Genomic DNA, 18,256 nt, shown 5'->3' with positions numbered 1-18,256 from the left:
ATGTTTAATCACACTGCCTTTTAAGCTTATTACAACCTTTGCATGTGTGTAGCTTTGAAGGATGATGTGTATTTAAGGCCATATCCAAATAAGCGATCCATTCCTATATGTGCGGTCCAAATTAAACCAATCATCATCCATGCATCCGACTTTAGGAAAATGGCTAACAAAATCATGAAGATGGACACGATATAAGTATGGAATGCGTTATAAACCTTTGCTCCAATCCGATCATCGATCAGATAGGCCAGCATGGAAACATCAGGGGACAAAATCAACAAAAGGAAAATCCACCAGCTGAATTCATATAACGAATAGATGTAAATCACCGCTAAAAGGACCATAAGTCCTTCAATATGAAGGAATTTCTTCACCATTTCATAACCTCCAAAGTTTAATTGACCATTGGTCAATAGTGTCCGAAAAAATTATATGATGTTCTTGGTGATATTTTTTACATGAAAATAGGCTAAACCTTTTACATCTTGATAAGATAGCTCAGAATTAATATAAAAAGTTATGAATCCGTGAAGAGAAAGAAAAATCGACCAAATGGATGCAGGATTCAGTTTGTTGTCCGTTAGATCCGTCAAGGACTGGATTAGCTTTTCGTATGTTTCATTAGAATCGAATTGAAGTAACTGCTGAATTTCTTTTTCCTTCGATAAAAACATGATGGAATAATGATTCTGTTGGGTTAAACCAAACTCCAAGAAGCACAATAAAATCTTTTCCATTTTTACAGAAGGGGCATTTTCCGACAGGATGATATCATCGATTAAAGAATTTAAAACGGAAAAATCCGTTTTCACTAAACTATAAAATATTTCCGCCTTGTTTTTAAAATGATAATAAATGGCTCCATGACTGCAATCCAATGATTTAGCCAATTGCCTCATCGAGACATTCGAATACCCTAACGCTGCAAAAAGGTTTCTAGCTTCATTCAAAACCATGTCCCTGGATAATTCTTGACCTGCCGATTTCCTTGGCGACATCTTGTCACCTCCTTATTAATTGACCACTGGTTAATTAGGATGATAGCTCACTGATTTTCAAATGTCAATTATTAGGTCGAATGATAAAGTACTGTTTTTTAAGTGGAATTTTGCCATTGTAGGCAACCGAAATCGCGATAGCCCTATAGTAAACCTGAAATCGAAAGGAACACTTGCTAATCTTACGGTTCAAGGGGAGGGTAAAGTTGCAAATGGAGCAGTGGGCGAAGATGCAGAATCCATTTCCAGTTCCCCTAACCAGAAATTTGAATGTCCTTGTAACTGAAAAAGAATCCCGCTTTTAATATGAGCTCGTCTTAGTTTTTAACCAATAATAACCTTTTATGGTATTATGAGGTTATACAGATGTCCTTGGAAGGGATGAATATATGAAAAAGAAATTTGGTATTTTGGCATCAATTTTCATAGTCTTGACCAGCTTTTTTTTATTCACTAAACCGTATAAAGAGAAAACAAAACCTGTAGAAGACATTTTTGAAGTGTATCCAACAGATCAGGTAATAACAAATGAAATGATATTCATAGAGGGTATTGATGAGGTCAATCCAGGGAATATCGATTTGAATGATGAAGAGGAATTGGAAAAATTGGTGAAAAAGCAATATGAGCAAAATCAAAAGGGGGAAATAATTTTTACAGAAAAAAATCAGTGAAATCACCTGCCTGTAATGAGTAACTAATGGGGGAGGGGCAGTTATTGATAGTATTGGATAGTATCTATGGGGAACACATTGTAGAGGGAGTCCTGGAAGAGCTGATAGTAAGCAAACCGGTCCAAAGATTGAAAGGGATACATCAAGGTGGGGCAAGTTATTTAGTTAATGAGAAGTGGGATGTCACACGATTTGACCATTCGATTGGTGTGATGCTTTTAATAAAAGCGCTTGGAGGTTCATTAGAGGAACAAATCGCGGGCTTACTGCATGACGTATCCCATACTGCATTTTCACATGTCATTGATTTTGTTCTGGATTGTAAGGATGAAGATTATCATGAAAAGATATATGATCAAGTCATTATGGAATCCGAAATCCCATTTATACTGAAGGAATATGGATATGATTGTAAAGTCATTTTCCAATCAAAATGGGAATTGCTTGAACAACCAGCACCTGAGTTATGTGCAGATCGGGTAGATTATACTCTTCGGGATATGTATCAATATGGACATATCACCAGGGAATCCGTTAATGAATTTCTAGATCATGTCATCATAATAAATGGAAGGATGTATCTGGATAATATTGAATCGGCGGAATGGTTTGTGAAAACGTATTACAGCGAAGTTATTGATTTTTTCATGAACCCGCTTAATATATATGGCTATGATATCTTGGCAAAGACCTTAAAAGTGGCTTTAGCTAAAAAACTGATCAGCCTTGATAACTTACTCAGTACAGATGAAGAAGTTATGTCCTTGTTAAGCTTCACTGAAGACCATGCAGTGCAAAACCTGTTAAAACGGATCCATGGTAACGTAAAGGTGAAAGAAGATCAATTGGAATACGATATACATCGGAAAAATAAAATGCGCCTGATAGACCCTTCCGTTATTCAAGGAACCCAATTAGTAAGAGCATCCAGCTTATCGGAAAAAGTGAAGAAAATGGGAATTGAAGCCTATAAAAAAGCTTCAAAGGGCATATATCTAAAAGTGATTTCAGATTGAACTTTGTGTCAAATCATACGGAAAGTCAAAAACTCAAGGGTATCATTCATCCTTGAGTTTTTTCTCGGAAACATCTAAGTCTCCTCCCGTATAATCGAACATCTAGGAAAGAGCTAGATTAACGGATGCCTTATACATCTGAACCAGCAATCTTTAATAATTAAAAAACTAATGATGCTCTCAAAGTAGTAACGCCATTTTCTAAATAACCCTTTAAACAGGTTAATGTATATACCCAACCTTCTTTTTGTCCGATCATTTTGTTTATTATTTCAGGGTCGTCTTCACTCAATCCAGATTCGTTCACTTCAATGATCGTACTCGTTTTATCCAACTCTTTTAGTGTAATGGTAACAATCGTTTCTTGATCATTTCCGCCCCATGCAAACACGATTTTCCTATTTTCCTCTACTTCCAATACATGAATGACCACTTCAGCATCGTATTCGTTGTATCTCAATGTAGGCGTCCTGCCTTTTTCCCATCTTTCCGAACTTGATGAGAACCAGAAATTCCCGATTTTTTCAGGATTCACAATGGCTTCAAACACTTCAGTAGCTGGCTTGATTATCTTAAATTTCGTGATTATTTGGGTATCCATTACTAACTCAACTCTCTTTCAATGTGTTTTTATAGTTTCCGTTTAATTATCCCAGTCTACTGATATGGGCGGGAGGGTCCGTCCAGTTTCAAGCAAGCTCTTCAGGTTACTTAAAAGGGCTGGCCATCCATTATTCAAGCCTTCAAAGGTATTGTCATCATATACGAAATCCGTCTCCAATAGCTCCTCATGCCTAAGAATTAACTTCACAGTAGAATCGTCCATTTTCTGTAATTCAAAAGTGACCCGTGTAGGCTGCTCGCGAGGTGTTTCGTCTCCTGCCATGATCCATGTAAACGAGAGCAGGTGCAACGGCTCGCATTTAAGTACATGCCCATGATCGGTAATCCGTCCATCATCCAGCAAATATTTAACGGCTGACCCTTCTTGCCAGTCAGACTGTACTTGTAATCCGAAGTGGTATTTCTTCGTGACTTCACCACTCGTCAAGGCTTCCCAAAGCTTCTCTGGTGTGGTTGCGATATAAATAGGATAGACAAACGTAGTTTTTTTCATCATTCTTTTTCTCCTCGCCAAATAAGGTACAAGACTCTATCTTTGATTTTCGGCTTTTATATACAGCCGGTCAAGCAGTTTTATGCGACAGAAATCGGCAAAAGGGGGAAACAGGCCCATTGAAATAAATGGCTAAATCAATCGGTTTCAGCGAATACATACTTAAATCGACGGTATGGAAACTTCTTGATTTCCAACCGCTTTCAAGCTACGATGAATAAGGAAAATGATAATCCGCCCGGGCGGAAGAGGTTCTAGCTACCCTCTCAAAAAAACTAAGGAGAACAGGGCTCTTTCTTAGGGTGCTGTTTTTTCTGTATAAGGAGAATTAAGAAATGTTAAGAATTTTATTGTATTTAGTATCCATCATCACGGCGAATGTGGTTACAGCAGCTTTTGCGCCATTACATTTTGGCATGTTCATCATCCCGATGGGGACATTGCTCATCGGGGGAACCTTCATCTTCCGAGATCTGGTCCAGAATAAATTCGGCCGCGCGAAGACCTATATATGCATCGTCACTGCACTTATTTTATCTGCATGTGTATCATTTTTATTAGGAGATACGTTACTGATTGTGTTTGCTTCCGCATTATCCTTCGTGGTCGCAGAAACAGCGGATACGGAAATTTATACCCGTTTAAAGCTCCCGATGAGTTGGAGGGTGTTTTACAGCGGGATCGTTGGAGGATTTTTCGATTCAGTAATATTTGTCGTGATTGGCCTAAGTCCTCTGGGTGCCAATATATTGCCATGGGAAGCAGTACCAGCTGCGGTCATCGGCCAAATCATCGTTAAAACGATCATTCAGTCCATTGGTGCCGTATTGTTGGGACGAATCAACGTAGAACTGGAGAAACGTGTAGTCTCCAGTTAAATGCTAGGAGGGATGCACTCGATGGATGGAACCAAAAAAGAAGAAGAAAAATGCTATTGCCTCGAGGCCTTTCGTGAAAAATATGGCCCGCATGTTCAAGGGGAATGCATGAAGCTCTCCTGCGCCAATTATCGCAAGCATAAAGGAATAGACAAAAAAAGGACCTGATTAGGTCCTTTTTTTGCGTGATTGAAGTAACTCACGAGTAAACAGTGCCAAACTAAGTGTACAGTACGAATTCACGAGTAAAAGTGCGAAACTCACGAGTAAAAGTGCAAAATTCACGAGTAAAATTGCGAAACTCACGAGTAAAAGTGCGAAACTCACGAGTAAAACAGCAAAATTCACGAGTAAAAGTGCAAAACTCACGAGTAAAACAGCAAAATTCACGAGTAAAAGTGCGAAATTCACGAGTAAACGTGCGAAAACTAAGTGTGCAGTACGAATTCACGAGTAAAACAGCAAAAAAAGCTCCCTGGGCCGTTCCATTAATGGGTGCAGGAAGCTTTTTATTTGGTTTAGAATTGCTCTGCGCTTTTTCGAACTAATTTTTCCAGGAAGAAAAAGCATTCGCGTTTCCGCTCAAGTTCGGTTTGTCCATTTTCGGTGACATGATAATATTTCCTTCGGCCTGATTCGGACTCTTTCCAATGTCCTTTTATGAATTCTTTTTTTTCTAATCGTTTAAGGGCAGGGTAGAGGGTGCCTTCACTTATTTCATAGTTGCCCTTGCTCATTTGCTTCAGGATTTTGGTTATTTCATAGCCGTATAGCCTTTTTTGTGAAAGAAGTGAAAGCAAAAGGAGGTCAATGCTTCCCTTCATTAATTCTTTATCCATATAAAATCTCCTTCTTTTCATTTTTAAAGTGTAATACGTTGTACATCGTATCACAAGGTGCATTTTACTTTTCTTAAAAAAAATGGTTAAATGACGATTGCTAAATAAATTTAATCATAGTAAAATGTGCTTCGGAACGGATGAGTTGTGAAGAGTGTGGTAAGGATACTATATACATGATTTAATTGTTTTAATGAAAATACGGAATAGGATAGAAGAATCACTACTCAAGGGGTATTAATTGATTTTTTTTCGAAAATCATTTAGATTCTATTTATCAACAAGAGCAAAGAAAGAAGGTCCTAGATAGATGAAAGTGAAAGCACCTGAGTCATTCACATATATAGGTGGAAAGAGAGCAGTTCTTCTGCTTCACGGGTTTACCGGAAGTACAGGAGATATGAAGAAATTAGGGAAGTACTTAAATGATCTCGACTATACTTGCCACGGACCTCTTTATAGTGGGCACGGAGTATCAGCCGAGGAACTTGCTAAAACTGGTCCAAAGGAATGGTGGGGAGATGTAGTTAATGGCTATAATTTCCTAAAAGGAGAAGGCTATGAGGAAATTGCAGTTGTAGGAATTTCTTTAGGGGGAGTGTTCTCATTAAAAGTGGGAATTGAATTGCCTGTAAAAGGGGTAGTTTCAATGTGTGCTCCGACGCAAGGAAAAAGTATCGATCGACAAAAGAACCGCTTGCTCAATTATGCACAGGCTTATAAGAAGTTTGAGGGCAAAGATGAAGACCAAATTGCTGCAGAAGTGAAGCTGCTTGAAGAAGAGCCTATGCCTCAACTAAAAGATGTGTTGAACATTATAAATGAGACAGGTGAAAATTTAGATTTAATCACATCCCCAACTCTTGTTCTGCAAGGTCGTTTGGATGATCCCGACTATACGGAGAGTGCTACAGCGATTTTCAATGAAGTCGATACACAGCATAAACACTTGATATGGTATGAAAAATCTGGCCATATTATCACATTGGGCAAGGAACGTGAACAGGTGTATGAAGATGTGTATAAGTTCTTGAATACACTGAATTGGTCGGAGTAATAAGCGATATTTTGGATCCCCTTTAAGTTGAACGTGTAAAAAGCCTACAGTCCTAAGTAGGCTTTACACAATACTTGAGGGGATTTTATTTTGGCTGTAAATCTATTTGTAGAAAAAGACCTTTAAGGTATCGTTATTATCAAGAGTTGCCAATAAAATATCGTTCACATCGGCATTATATGTTATTTTGATTCTGTTTTTCAGCCATGCTTCGTCTTTACCGCCCCGATTCAATTCTTTAGAATCAATCTTTCCCTCTTTAATAATCGTTTTAGGAAAAGTGAAGGCATTTGTTGTTAGGTGCATATCTGCTGGGGTTACTGCTTCATATTGGGGATCTAAAAACAATGAAATGGTACCGCCCGGTTCCCATAGCGCGAGGGATACTTTTTGAATATCTTCGACTTTTTCTTTTCTTAATTCCGATAATAAAACATCGATGGAGATTCTGGCCCTTGCTAAGCTTTTGTAAATGATTTGTCCATTTTCGATAAGCGGAAAGGGGTCTGAGTCAAAAAACCTTCGGAGTGTGCCCCACTTAAGTCCCGCAAACACACTCATTATATATAAAATGATCAATACACTGGTTGTTATCATGGAGCCCTTCAAACCTAACTGTTCATCAGATAAAGGGTGGGCAAGAATGTTTCCAATAATTAAAGCCATAATGAAATCAAGTAATCTTAACTGCGAAATGGACCGTTGTCCCATCAATTTTACCGAAAGAAGCAAGAAGAAGAATGAAATAATGGCTCTTAAGATCCACTGGATTGCAGTAAGAGTTTCCTGGCTATTAAAAAAATCCACAAAAATTCACGTCCTAATTTCCAATAGAGGAGATGTAATGGGAAGCTTATTTAAAGACCACTTTAGTTGGGGCCGTTTATAGTTTTAGCTAGCTCCTTCATAAGTATTACCCAACATTGCGCTTCGGAGACTTTATTGACTGTTTTCGAAAAATTTATATTAATATAACAACTTTAAAACGTATTGTAATTAAAAATAAACTGATTTAAAATGATATCTTTCCTGAGAAATTTATTTAAAAAATATCCTTGTATAATATCAGTGACAATGGTCTGATAGTTTCTACCTGGCAGCCGTAATGCCGGACTACAAGGAAGTATGAAAATAGAAGAGATGAACAGGTTAATGTTGGTTCGCTTGAAAAAAGCTTATCCTAAAAAACATGCTTCGATGAAAGCTCTTACTTTTTCACACTTTCTTGCTGCGGCTGAAGGTGTAAAAAGGTGAGGGCTTTTTATATAAAAAAAACGAATGGGAAATGATATAGCTAAAGGGGATGAAAGCATGCTTTTCTTATTGAATATACTAGGTGTTTTAGTTGTAATGGGCATCGTTTATCTTTGTTCACCTAATAAAAGGAACGTTAAGTGGAAAGCCATACTTACCTTGCTGGTTCTTGAATTGCTTATCACATGGTTCATGTTATCGACAAAAATAGGGGCATGGGTCATCAATCTGATCGCTTCATTCTTTACCTGGTTGATTGAATGTGCGAATGAAGGGATTTCTTTTGTCTTTCCTTCGCTTATGGCAAATGAACAAGTGGATTTCTTTTTCAGCGCATTGATGCCGATTATCTTCATTATCACGTTTTTTGATGTTTTATCGTATTTCGGTATACTTACGTGGATCATTGATAAAGTGGGATGGCTCATTTCAAAAGTATCCGGTTTGCCGAAACTTGAGAGTTTCTTTTCGATTCAGATGATGTTCCTTGGAAATACGGAGGCGCTTGCCGTACTCCGCCTTCAACTCAGTGCGATCAAGGATCAGCGTCTTTTGACATTTGGAATCATGAGCATGAGCAGCATAAGCGGTTCAATCATTGGAGCCTACCTGTCCATGGTACCGGCAACTTATGTTTTTGTAGCGATACCTTTGAACTGCTTAAATGCTTTGCTGATAGCTAATATGCTGAATCCCGTCGATGTCAGTAAAGAAGAAGATGTCGTTTATGTACCTTCTAAAGAGGAACGTAAAGATTTCTTTTCCACCATTTCCAACAGTATGCTGGTTGGGGCCAAAATGGTCTTCGTCATCATGGCAATGGTTATCGGCTATGTGGCGTTGACGGCCAGCGTAAACGGCATTTTCGGCTTCTTCGTGGATGGATTGACCATTCAAAAGATTTTCTCTGTCATTTTTAGTCCATTTGCATTCTTGCTTGGATTAACTGGACAGGATGCCATGTATGTCGCTCAATTGATGGGAATCAAGCTTGCCACGAATGAGTTCGTTGCCTTGCTCGACCTAAAGGATAAAGTCAGTACACTGCCTCCGCATACAGTCGCCGTGGCTGTCACTTATTTGACGTCATTTGCCAACTTCAGTACAGTGGGCATGATCTACGGAACATTCAATTCCATCCTCAATGATGAGAAATCGAACATTATCGGAAGGAATGTTTGGAAGCTGTTGGTTAGCGGGATGGCTGTTTCCCTGTTAAGTGCCATGGTCGTTGGATTATTCGTTTGGTGATTTAAAACATGGGCATCCATTTGGATGTCCCATCTGAAAAAAGCTGTGCAGGATTTTCCATGCACAGCTTTTTCGTTTATTTCGTCAAATAGTTCTCTGTATAATATGGTTTATTTTCCTCATCGAAGGCAACTCCGACACCGAGGGATTCAAAATCTTTCTGTAATTTGTTTTCCCTGTGTCCAATGGAGTTCATTAGGCCTTCATGGGCAAAGATACTGCTATTCTGACCGGCAGCCAGGTTCTCCCCCGCCATTCGAAAATTGATTTTGTCATCTTCCATCCGGTCAAAAGGGGATTCCCCTTCAAGGTTTGTATGGTTGAAGTATTGATTCACGGCCATATCTGCACTATGATCCTGTGCAGTGACCTTCACTCGTTTATCCCATGTTAGCACGGAGAGATCATGATTGACCCGTGATGCATTGGTCAAATCGAATAATTGATATTCAAAGCCCTTCTTTAATCCGGGGCCGGCTTCTGCAAAATAGCCGCTCTTTTGCTTTTCGAGTTTTGCGTCGATGATTTGGATTGCCGTGACTGTATTTTTCTCATGTTTGTCATAAAAAATGGTCACATAGCTATTTTCCATTTCGAACATATCGTATTCGCCGCCGTCACTTCGAATCTGGTAATAGACGTTTCCTTTAAGCAGTTTTGTTACAGGCTCCGCCATTTTCCCGGTCACGGTTTCTTTTGGTGTACCGCGTTTAATGCCTTCCTTTGAGGAAATCAAATCTTGGTTCGTATATAAACCAACAACTTTATTGTTATTATCGTAGGCAACCATGAAGAAGTTTTGATAATTTTCGTGATAGGCAAACCAGTCCACGCCATATTCATTCCGCGTATTCCGCTTAGCTTCACCAGCCATTTTTTCTACATCATCCTTCGTGTCGCCAATTTCGATATTACGGACTGAAAAGGATGCATCAGCAGGTGCTTCCAGTGCTGGTTTTTTCACTTTTTCCGTTTCCTGAGATTCTTTTTCAGAAGCGGTATCCAATGTTTCCGTCAGCGAGCCAATCAGGCTGCTGACTCCAGTACTCAGTTTTTCCAAGGCTGTCGTAACCTCGGGCCCGTTTATAACTGAACGAACATCTGATGCAAAGGCACTAACCCCGGCTTTGAATCCAGACTCCTGAATATCTTTACCATAGCCATACCATAATCCAGAGAGTAGGAGTATGAGGACCACAATATTAAACAATTTACGCAAATCGTTCACTCCTGCTCTATCCAGGATATAGAATCCCGATTAATGAAAGATCATCTGCAGCACACTTAAAACAGGTGGGGCACCTAACAAAAATAGTGAACACATAATGAGTATTTGCGAGACCATTTTTGGAAGCTTTTCTTTCCCTTTTCCCGAATACCAGCCACTGAACTGAAGTTTATTTCTATACCAGACGAATAATAAAAGCAGTATCGCAATCGAGCCTAGCCAGCCATACTGAGTCACTCCTATGTTTATATATATGCCGTTTACAATGCTCGAAATGATTGTTCCGGTTATCCCGAATATTAATATGATGCGTAACAATTCTAATAAGACTTTCATATGTCACTCCTTGGTTAGACCATTATACTTCTTCGATTACAAAATAAAAAATTTAAATGATTTGGCATTACATATTATACCAAAAATAAAGAGGGGAATAAAACAGGTGACCTCTTTCGAAGGTGAAATTTTCATTATTATTTAGGCTGTTTTCACATTGCTATTTACCAGGTAGTGAGTTGTGGTTGATTTCCCCTCCAGATGCTCGCTTTCCGCGGGGCGGGCGGTGAGCCTCCTCGGCGTAAACGCCTGTGGGGTCTCACCTGTCCCGCTGCTCCCACAGGAGTCTCGCACTTCCGCTCCAATCAACCTTAAATAGTTTCGTTTTAAAAACAACAATCTTTACGAAAAGAGCCATTAGTTAAGTCTTTATAAACAAAAAAAGATTAGCCATTGCGCTAATCTTTTTCATTTGGGATTACTTTAATTGATCATTCAAGACACTTTCCTCGAGAACGGAAAACTTATCACCATACACCCTTGTTATGTGGTTTTCCCCCCATGTACATAGTGCGGAAAGAATACTTTCCAGGCTTTGTCCATACTCACTTAATTCATATTCCACTTTTGGGGGGACCTGGTTGTAAACGATCCGGTTGATGACTTCGTCCTTTTCCAACTCCCTCAACTGTTGGGTCAACATTTTTTGGGTGATGTTCGGCATAAGGCGCTTCAATTCACTAGTCCGCTTTTTCCCGTGGGTAAGATGGCAGAGGATAACGCATTTCCATTTTCCGCCCATTACTTCAAGTGTCGCTTCAACGGATATATTGTATTTCTTTTTTTGCATGATTTGCATACTCTCCTTACATTATAGGTACTAAAAGGTTCCTATATCACTTTAAAGTACGTACTGTTTTTTATTTGTATTATATCTCATAATAACATTTGCACACCGAATTCCACTGTACCATTTATAAAAAAAGTTGCTCAGGCAATTTCAATGATAGTACAAAACGACAAGAAGGAGAAGAGGATATGATTTCAAATAAAAATAGAAGTACATGGGCATTGCTGGCTTTAGCGATCAGTGCCTTTGCGATTGGAACAACTGAGTTCATCAGCGTGGGATTATTACCACTCATTTCTAAAGATTTACACATTACAGTGACGACGGCGGGACTGACGGTGTCCTTATACGCTTTGGGGGTCATGTTCGGGGCACCTATCCTGACATCACTGACATCGAATATGTCGCGAAAGACTTTATTGCTTTGGATAATGGTCGTGTTCATTATCGGAAATGCATTAGCGGCTTCTGCGACCACGGTCGGTGTATTATTGATCGCACGTGTCTTTTCAGCGCTTGCACATGGTATCTTCATGTCAATCGGCGCTACGATTGCCGCTGATTTGGTCCCTGAAAACCGCAGGGCGAGTGCCATCGCCATCATGTTTACAGGTCTGACGGTGGCAACGGTGACCGGAGTTCCTTTTGGAACCTTCATCGGTCAGCAATTCGGCTGGAGATTCGCTTTCATCATCATAGTGGCAATCGGATTGATCGCTTTCATTGGAAACGGCATCCTAGTCCCATCGGATTTAAGAAAAGCGGCACGGACCACTTTCCGTGACCAAATCAAATTGGTGACGAATGGGCGTTTGCTGCTAGTATTCATCATTACGGCGTTAGGGTATGGAGGTACATTCGTTGTCTTTACGTACCTGTCGCCTTTACTTCAGGAAGTGACAGGGTTTAAAGAAGGAACTGTAGCCTTGATTTTGTTAATATATGGAGTAGCCATAGCGATAGGAAATACCCTTGGCGGGAAATTCGCCAATCGCAATCCTATTAATGCCCTATTCTATATGTTTCTTATTCAGGCCATTGTTCTTGTGGTGTTGACTTTCACGGCACCGTTCAAGGTGGCTGGTTTAATTACGATCATTTTAATGGGATTGTTTGCATTCATGAATGTTCCGGGGCTTCAAGTGTATGTCGTCATGTTAGCGGAGCGTTTCGTGCCGAGTGCAGTGGACGTGGCGTCAGCCATCAATATTGCCGCCTTCAATGCGGGTATCGCCATTGGTGCCTACTTAGGAGGGGTGATAACGGATTCGATCGGATTGATCCATACAGCGTGGATAGGTGGGGTCATGGTGTTTGCAGCAGTGATTTTAACAGGATGGAGCCGGGCCCTGGAAAGTAAAGACCGTACCAAGGGAACGGACAAAATAGCATAGGATTAAAAAAAGTGATGCATCTTAGAAAAAGCGTGCTATGCGTATAGGGTATCAATGAAAAGTATCATTGCATCCCTTCAGTGAATGATGGAAGGTTCTCTGAAGGGATGTAATGATACTGATACTAAAAGCGCATTACAATCTATAAAAACAATCATTTGGAGGTAGAGTATTATGGTGAAAAACTTACAAGATACAACTACATTGCATAACGGCGTCAAAATGCCTTGGTTCGGATTGGGCGTATTTAAGGTGGAAGAAGGACCGGAGCTGGTAAATGCAGTTAAAGTGGCCATTAAACATGGTTATCGCAGCATCGATACGGCTGCCATTTATGAAAATGAAGAAGGGGTTGGACAAGGGATCCGTGAAGGCTTAAAAGAAGCTGGAATCTCGAGGGAAGACTTATTCGTAACATCCAAAGTCTGGAATGCCGATTTAGGCTATGAATCGACAATTGCAGCTTACGAAAAAAGCTTACAGAAACTTGGTCTGGAGTACCTGGATTTATATCTTATCCATTGGCCAGTGGAAGGAAAATATAAAGAAGCTTGGAGAGCGCTGGAAACTCTATATAAAGAAGGTAAAGTGAAAGCGATCGGTGTGAGCAATTTCCAGATTCACCACCTAAAAGATTTAATGGAAGATGCAGAAGTGAAGCCGATGGTCAATCAAGTGGAATGCCATCCGCGTTTAACTCAAAAAGAAGTTCAGGCATTCTGTAAGGAACAAGGAATACAACTTGAAGCATGGTCTCCTTTGATGCAAGGTGAACTTCTTGATAATGAGGTTTTACAAGCTATTGCAACCAAGCATGGCAAATCTGTTGCACAAGTCATTTTACGCTGGGATTTACAAAATGGGATTGTAACGATTCCGAAATCAACTAAAGAACATCGTATTGTCGAAAACTCAACTGTATTCGATTTCGAATTGACCGAAGAGGAAATGAACCAAATTGATGGATTGAATCAGAATCATCGTGTTGGTCCAGATCCTGATAATTTCGACTTTTAATTAAGTATGAAGGAGAGGGACGGGATATCCGCCTTTCTCTTTTTTTATGGATTTCGCATCGGAATTTACAATGACAGCTTCGGGAATCTGATTAGTTGACACCGTATTACTGGGATGATATAAATGCATGTGCATGCATTATTAAAAAAGGAGATGAAGAATGATGAATGATTTATTTTCACCTTATCGCATAAAAGAACTTGAACTTAAAAATAGGATCGTCATGCCGCCGATGTGCCAATACTCCGTCGAAGCGGAAGATGGTATACCAACGAACTGGCACCAGCAGCATTATGTAAGCAGGGCAGTTGGCGGCACGGGGTTAATTATAGTGGAAATGACCGATGTGGAGCCTGATGGGCGCATTTCGAATCGCGATCTTGGATTATGGTCCGACGATCATATTGGGGCTTTCTCCAACATCGTTAAGGAAGTTCATCAATACGGTGCAAAAATCGGGATACAAATTGCCCATGCAGGCCGTAAAGCGGAGGATGCGGAACCGCCGGTGGCACCCTCAGCCATTGCGTTTGATGAAACGTACAAAACACCAAGAGCTTTAGAAACGGAAGAAGTGAAGGAAATGGTCGATAAATTCCGGGCATCGGCCAGAAGGGCAGTTCAAGCAGGATTTGACGTAATCGAATTACATGGTGCACACGGGTATTTAATCCACCAATTCACATCACCGCTTACGAATAAACGTGATGACGAATATGGAAGAGACCTGACTAAATTCGGAGTGGAAGTCATTAAAGCAGTGAAAAGCGAAATGCCTGCCGACATGCCTTTAATCATGCGCATTTCTGCAAAAGAATACGTTGAAGGCGGATATGGTATTGAAGAAAGCATTGCATTTTCACAAGTCTTTAAAGAAGCAGGCGTCGATATGTTCCATGTAAGCTCTGGAGGAGAAGGCCCGATTGGAGCAGACGGAAGACCTGGTACCCATGCCAGCTATCAAACTCCGTTGGCCAGGGAAATCAAAAAGGCTTTGGATATTCCTGTGATTGCTGTAGGTCGATTAGATGATCCGATTCTTGCAAATTCAATCATTGGTAATGAAGAAGCGGATTTGGTTGCCATCGGCAGAGGAATGCTGCGAAACCCTTATTGGGCACTTGAAGCATCTAAAGCTTTGAATATAAAAACGGAGATCCCTAAACAATATCAACTGGGATTCAAGCATTGATACGGATTTTTAAAACGCCGGCGAATATTATATTCGCTGGCGTTTTTCCATTCAGTGCATGAGGGGATTTGCATACGCGAATCCATTACGTGATGTTTGACTGGAAATTTTGCTATAATGAAAAAGATAAATCAAACGATAATTCGAGGTGCTAATCATGGAAGAAATCAAAATCATTACAACGGAAGAAGTGGAAGCTAAGCTTGAGGCAGGAGAAGCGATGGAGCTTGTCGATGTTCGTGAAGACGAAGAAGTGCAAGAGGGAATGATCGAAGGCGCGAAACATATTCGCATGAATGATATCCCGGCGAACCTTGACTATTTTGATAAAGAAAAAGAATATATCTTTATCTGCCGTTCAGGACGCCGCAGTGAAAATGTATGCCATTATCTTCAGGAACATGGATATAAAGTGGCAAACATGGTTGGCGGAATGCTTGAATGGGACGGCGAAGTCATCGTTAAGTGAAGTTCTTCAAAAAGACCTGTTACTTTTGTAAGCGTAAATCCAAGAATGTGACGGCTTATTTGAATGAAGAAAGAAAAAAGATCATGGTTTGTTCACAATGCCGTGAATATGCGGAAAGACGTGCATATTTGAAGGTGTGAAAACAAAGAGTCCTTTCATCATGAAAGGACTCTTTTTTCTATATGAACCTTACTTACGGGGATTCAAACTTTATATGTTAAAATTAGGGTGCCGAAGTCAGAAAATATAGAAAAAGGAGAGTTGAAGAATGAATGTTCATAAAATAGCGGTCATTGCGGGTGACGGGATTGGCCCTGAAGTGATTAATGAAGGTGTAAAGGTCCTTAAAGAAGTGGCGGCCATTGCCGGTGATTTTTCTTTCCAGTTCACCTATTTTCCATGGGGCTGTGAATATTACCTTGAGCACGGCAAAATGCTGCCCGACGATGGACTGGAACAACTGATGAAGTTTGACGCCGTGTATCTGGGGGCTGTCGGTTATCCTGGTGTCCCGGACCATATTTCCTTACGTGAACTTCTGCTGAAGATCAGAAAGGGATTTGACCAATATGTGAATGTTCGACCCGTTAAATTGCTTCAAGGTGCACCCTGTCCATTAAAAGACGTGACTCGTGACCAAATCGATATGGTTGTCATCCGTGAAAACAGTGAAGGGGAATATTCCGGTGCCGGTGATTGGCTTTTTAAAGGCAAGCCGGAAGAAGTCGTCCTGCAGACGGGGGTCTTTTCACGAAAGGGAACCGAGAGGATCATCCGTTATGCTTATGAACTGGCGCGCAAGACGGGAAGGACGCTAACGAGCATAAGCAAGGCGAACGCATTGAATTATTCAATGGTTTTTTGGGATCAGGTATTTGAAGAGATTGGACAGGAGTATCCGGAAGTAGAAACGAATTCCTATCTGGTCGATGCGGCAAGCATGTATTTTGTCAAACAGCCCGAACGGTTTCAAATCGTTGTCACCTCCAATTTGTTCGGTGACATCATAACGGATTTAGGTGCTGCCATTGCAGGCGGGATGGGACTGGCGGCCGGTGCCAATTTAAACCCGGAACGGATTTATCCTTCGATGTTCGAACCGATTCATGGTTCAGCCCCGGATATAGCACATCAAGGCATCGCCAATCCACTTGCGGCCATATGGTCCGCCAGTCAGATTCTCGATTTCTTTGGACATGAGGTTTGGGGTGCAAAAGTGTTGGACGTGATTGAACAGGCGATGGTCGATAAAAAGATGCTGACTCCTGATATGGGCGGGGCAGCTTCTACAGAGGAAGTCGGGGATGAAGTGGTTAAAATATTATCCGCTTTACAAACAAATCAAGTATAAAAATCAAGTGAAAAGGGCATCCTGCACAATAACTATCATTATAGTAAAAGGGCGGGGAGAGCCGATGATACAAGTGAAATTATTTGATTATGAGCATGAAAAGGACCTAGAGGATGAAATGAACTTTTTCCTGGAAGACATTCGTGATAATCAAATTGTCGATATCAAATACAATGTCGCCACTACAGGTGAAGAGGAAGAGGAACAGATCTACTGTTTCAGTGCGATGATCATCTATAAAAAAAAATAAAGGCCGGCTGGCCCGATAATCAATAATAGACTACCTATTGCTTGCTGACGGGCAATCAAAGGTAGTCTTTTTTCCGTCTGACTTCCTCGGAAGGGGGCATGTTCGTTGTGGAAATTAGGACGATGTCGCTTCCCCGCCGTTGACATGAAGTGTTTGTCCTGTCACAAAACGGGAATCATCAGAGGCGAGATAGACAAAGGTGGGAGCCAGTTCAAATGGCTGGCCTTGACGCTCCATCGGATTATCGACTTGTGTCACTTCGTCTGCCGAGAAACTTGCCGGGATGAGGGGTGTCCAAAACCTTCCGGGCGCAATGGCGTTCACCCGGATGCCTTGATCGACAAGACTGTTTGCCAAGGCACGGGTAAAACCAATGTTGGCCCCTTTAGTCGCCGTATAATCTATTAATTGCTTATTCCCATTGAACGTCACGACAGAAGATGTATTAATGATGGAGGACCCAGCTTTTAAATGGGGAAGGGCAGCACGCGTCGTGTAGAAGTGGGAATAGATATTCACTTTGAAGGTATCATCGAATTGCTCATCCGTAATATCAAGCAAGCTTAATTGCTGAAATTGAATGCCTACGTGGTTACAAAGTATATCGAGCTTTCCAAATGTTTCGATGGTGTCTTCCACGATATTGATGCATTGCTGCTTATCCCTTAAGTCCCCAGGCAGCAGTAAGCAACGTTGCCCAAGCTCTTCAATTCTCGTTTTAGTCCGATTGGCATCCTCATGTTCATCCAAATAAGCGATGGAAACATCTGCCCCTTCTTTAGCAAAAGCGATGGCAGCCGCAGCGCCAATCCCGCTGTCTCCGCCAGTTATCAATGAGACTTTACCTGTTAATTTCCCGCTGCCCCTATAATTGGGATTTTCGATGATGGGCCTGGGCACCATTAATTTTTCTACACCGGGTTGGCGAAATTGGCGTTGCTCCGGAACCGTGATGGGTACGTCTTGATAACGGGTGATCTTCCCATAATTCGGATGCATGGGATAGCTACCGGATGATTTCTTTTTATTATCTTCAGCCATGAGGGGTCCTCCTAAAAAAGAATTTAGTCGGATTACTTTATGATGATCAGGCATATGCCGTGCATGAAGAACATGTATCGGGACGGGCTCGTTGCCGTGCGGCT

General features: G+C 40.9%; 23 protein-coding genes and 2 riboswitches. Of the genes, 12 read left to right on the top strand and 11 right to left on the bottom strand.

Going from position 1 to position 18,256, the window contains the following annotated elements:
* Positions 1-29 precede the first annotated feature (29 nt).
* Both MHB45_RS17435 and MHB45_RS17430 read right to left on the bottom strand, forming a co-directional pair.
* Positions 30-377 (bottom strand): DUF4260 domain-containing protein, encoded by a 348-nt coding sequence (locus MHB45_RS17435; RefSeq protein WP_048687561.1) that lies wholly within the window; start codon positions 375-377, stop codon positions 30-32.
* A gap of 51 nt (positions 378-428) precedes the next feature.
* A complete protein-coding gene (locus MHB45_RS17430) occupies positions 429-998 on the bottom strand; it encodes a TetR/AcrR family transcriptional regulator (protein WP_340908020.1) in 570 nt (189 codons plus the stop codon).
* 389 nt (positions 999-1,387) lie between these two features.
* Between MHB45_RS17430 and MHB45_RS17425 the strand changes: the two genes are divergently transcribed.
* Together MHB45_RS17425 and MHB45_RS17420 are read left to right on the top strand one after the other, a co-directional pair.
* The gene (locus MHB45_RS17425; protein WP_253349801.1) at positions 1,388-1,672 is read left to right on the top strand and encodes a hypothetical protein; all 285 of its coding nucleotides are present in this window, start codon (positions 1,388-1,390) and stop codon (positions 1,670-1,672) included.
* Between the two features lie 44 nt (positions 1,673-1,716).
* The gene (locus MHB45_RS17420) at positions 1,717-2,688 is read left to right on the top strand and encodes an HD domain-containing protein (RefSeq protein WP_048687565.1); all 972 of its coding nucleotides are present in this window, start codon (positions 1,717-1,719) and stop codon (positions 2,686-2,688) included.
* Positions 2,689-2,848: 160 nt separating this feature from the next.
* Here the strand turns inward: MHB45_RS17420 and MHB45_RS17415 are convergent, their stop codons facing one another.
* The gene (locus MHB45_RS17415) at positions 2,849-3,289 is read right to left on the bottom strand and encodes an SRPBCC family protein (RefSeq protein ID WP_048687566.1); all 441 of its coding nucleotides are present in this window, start codon (positions 3,287-3,289) and stop codon (positions 2,849-2,851) included.
* Between the two features lie 42 nt (positions 3,290-3,331).
* On the bottom strand, positions 3,332-3,808 hold the full coding sequence (locus tag MHB45_RS17410; protein ID WP_202187268.1) for an SRPBCC family protein: 477 nt from the start codon (positions 3,806-3,808) through the stop codon (positions 3,332-3,334).
* 239 nt (positions 3,809-4,047) lie between these two features.
* Positions 4,048-4,090: riboswitch (PreQ1 riboswitch) on the top strand.
* A 50-nt stretch (positions 4,091-4,140) separates the two neighbouring features.
* Between MHB45_RS17410 and MHB45_RS17405 the strand changes: the two genes are divergently transcribed.
* Both MHB45_RS17405 and MHB45_RS17400 read left to right on the top strand, forming a co-directional pair.
* On the top strand, positions 4,141-4,683 hold the full coding sequence (locus MHB45_RS17405) for a VUT family protein (RefSeq protein ID WP_048687567.1): 543 nt from the start codon (positions 4,141-4,143) through the stop codon (positions 4,681-4,683).
* Positions 4,684-4,704: 21 nt separating this feature from the next.
* Entirely contained in the window at positions 4,705-4,851 is a 147-nt protein-coding gene (locus MHB45_RS17400; RefSeq protein ID WP_153246159.1) for a hypothetical protein, read from the top strand.
* Here the strand turns inward: MHB45_RS17400 and MHB45_RS17395 are convergent, their stop codons facing one another.
* Positions 4,852-5,094 (bottom strand): hypothetical protein, encoded by a 243-nt coding sequence (locus MHB45_RS17395; protein WP_253349799.1) that lies wholly within the window; start codon positions 5,092-5,094, stop codon positions 4,852-4,854.
* 107 nt (positions 5,095-5,201) lie between these two features.
* Positions 5,202-5,522, bottom strand: a complete 321-nt coding sequence (locus MHB45_RS17390) for a PadR family transcriptional regulator (protein WP_048683482.1) — start codon at positions 5,520-5,522, stop codon at positions 5,202-5,204.
* A gap of 310 nt (positions 5,523-5,832) precedes the next feature.
* Here MHB45_RS17390 and MHB45_RS17385 point away from each other — a divergent pair, with 310 nt between their 5' ends.
* Positions 5,833-6,579 (top strand): alpha/beta hydrolase, encoded by a 747-nt coding sequence (locus tag MHB45_RS17385; protein ID WP_048683478.1) that lies wholly within the window; start codon positions 5,833-5,835, stop codon positions 6,577-6,579.
* Positions 6,580-6,681: 102 nt separating this feature from the next.
* Here MHB45_RS17385 and MHB45_RS17380 read toward each other — a convergent pair whose 3' ends face one another.
* Positions 6,682-7,386 carry a DUF421 domain-containing protein gene (locus MHB45_RS17380; RefSeq protein ID WP_072273410.1) on the bottom strand — a complete coding sequence of 235 codons (705 nt, stop codon included), beginning with the start codon at positions 7,384-7,386 and terminating at the stop codon, positions 6,682-6,684.
* Positions 7,387-7,614: 228 nt separating this feature from the next.
* Positions 7,615-7,715: riboswitch (purine riboswitch) on the top strand.
* Between the two features lie 175 nt (positions 7,716-7,890).
* Between MHB45_RS17380 and MHB45_RS17375 the strand changes: the two genes are divergently transcribed.
* On the top strand, positions 7,891-9,084 hold the full coding sequence (locus tag MHB45_RS17375; protein WP_063595059.1) for a nucleoside transporter C-terminal domain-containing protein: 1,194 nt from the start codon (positions 7,891-7,893) through the stop codon (positions 9,082-9,084).
* A gap of 76 nt (positions 9,085-9,160) precedes the next feature.
* Here the strand turns inward: MHB45_RS17375 and MHB45_RS17370 are convergent, their stop codons facing one another.
* From MHB45_RS17370 to MHB45_RS17360, 3 genes are all read right to left on the bottom strand, one after another.
* Complete coding sequence (locus MHB45_RS17370; RefSeq protein ID WP_309247775.1) at positions 9,161-10,312, bottom strand: CAP domain-containing protein; 1,152 nt, start codon at positions 10,310-10,312, stop codon at positions 9,161-9,163.
* A 30-nt stretch (positions 10,313-10,342) separates the two neighbouring features.
* Complete coding sequence (locus MHB45_RS17365; protein WP_048681484.1) at positions 10,343-10,648, bottom strand: hypothetical protein; 306 nt, start codon at positions 10,646-10,648, stop codon at positions 10,343-10,345.
* A gap of 418 nt (positions 10,649-11,066) precedes the next feature.
* On the bottom strand, positions 11,067-11,438 hold the full coding sequence (locus tag MHB45_RS17360; RefSeq protein ID WP_034309370.1) for a winged helix-turn-helix transcriptional regulator: 372 nt from the start codon (positions 11,436-11,438) through the stop codon (positions 11,067-11,069).
* A 188-nt stretch (positions 11,439-11,626) separates the two neighbouring features.
* On the opposite strand from MHB45_RS17360, the gene MHB45_RS17355 reads away from it, so the two are divergent.
* The 6 genes from MHB45_RS17355 (at position 11,627) to MHB45_RS17330 (ending at position 17,111) form a co-directional block, all read left to right on the top strand.
* Positions 11,627-12,832 carry an MFS transporter gene (locus MHB45_RS17355; protein ID WP_253349797.1) on the top strand — a complete coding sequence of 402 codons (1,206 nt, stop codon included), beginning with the start codon at positions 11,627-11,629 and terminating at the stop codon, positions 12,830-12,832.
* 174 nt (positions 12,833-13,006) lie between these two features.
* Complete coding sequence (locus tag MHB45_RS17350) at positions 13,007-13,849, top strand: aldo/keto reductase (RefSeq protein ID WP_048681988.1); 843 nt, start codon at positions 13,007-13,009, stop codon at positions 13,847-13,849.
* Positions 13,850-14,012: 163 nt separating this feature from the next.
* Complete coding sequence (locus MHB45_RS17345) at positions 14,013-15,041, top strand: NADH:flavin oxidoreductase/NADH oxidase (protein WP_253350221.1); 1,029 nt, start codon at positions 14,013-14,015, stop codon at positions 15,039-15,041.
* A 157-nt stretch (positions 15,042-15,198) separates the two neighbouring features.
* Positions 15,199-15,510, top strand: a complete 312-nt coding sequence (locus tag MHB45_RS17340; RefSeq protein WP_048681991.1) for a rhodanese-like domain-containing protein — start codon at positions 15,199-15,201, stop codon at positions 15,508-15,510.
* 268 nt (positions 15,511-15,778) lie between these two features.
* Positions 15,779-16,861, top strand: coding sequence for a tartrate dehydrogenase (locus MHB45_RS17335; protein WP_048681994.1), 1,083 nt, complete (start codon positions 15,779-15,781; stop codon positions 16,859-16,861).
* A gap of 64 nt (positions 16,862-16,925) precedes the next feature.
* The gene (locus MHB45_RS17330; RefSeq protein WP_048682016.1) at positions 16,926-17,111 is read left to right on the top strand and encodes a sporulation protein Cse60; all 186 of its coding nucleotides are present in this window, start codon (positions 16,926-16,928) and stop codon (positions 17,109-17,111) included.
* Between the two features lie 114 nt (positions 17,112-17,225).
* Here MHB45_RS17330 and MHB45_RS17325 read toward each other — a convergent pair whose 3' ends face one another.
* Positions 17,226-18,152, bottom strand: a complete 927-nt coding sequence (locus MHB45_RS17325; protein WP_253349795.1) for an SDR family oxidoreductase — start codon at positions 18,150-18,152, stop codon at positions 17,226-17,228.
* Positions 18,153-18,256: the final 104 nt, after the last annotated feature.

This window comes from Peribacillus sp. FSL K6-5616 (genome assembly GCF_038008245.1).
In the GTDB taxonomy this organism is placed as follows: Bacteria; Bacillota; Bacilli; order Bacillales; family DSM-1321; genus Peribacillus; species Peribacillus frigoritolerans.
The sequence above is the reverse complement of the archived record's forward strand: the minus strand, read 5'-3'. Positions and strand labels throughout refer to the sequence as shown.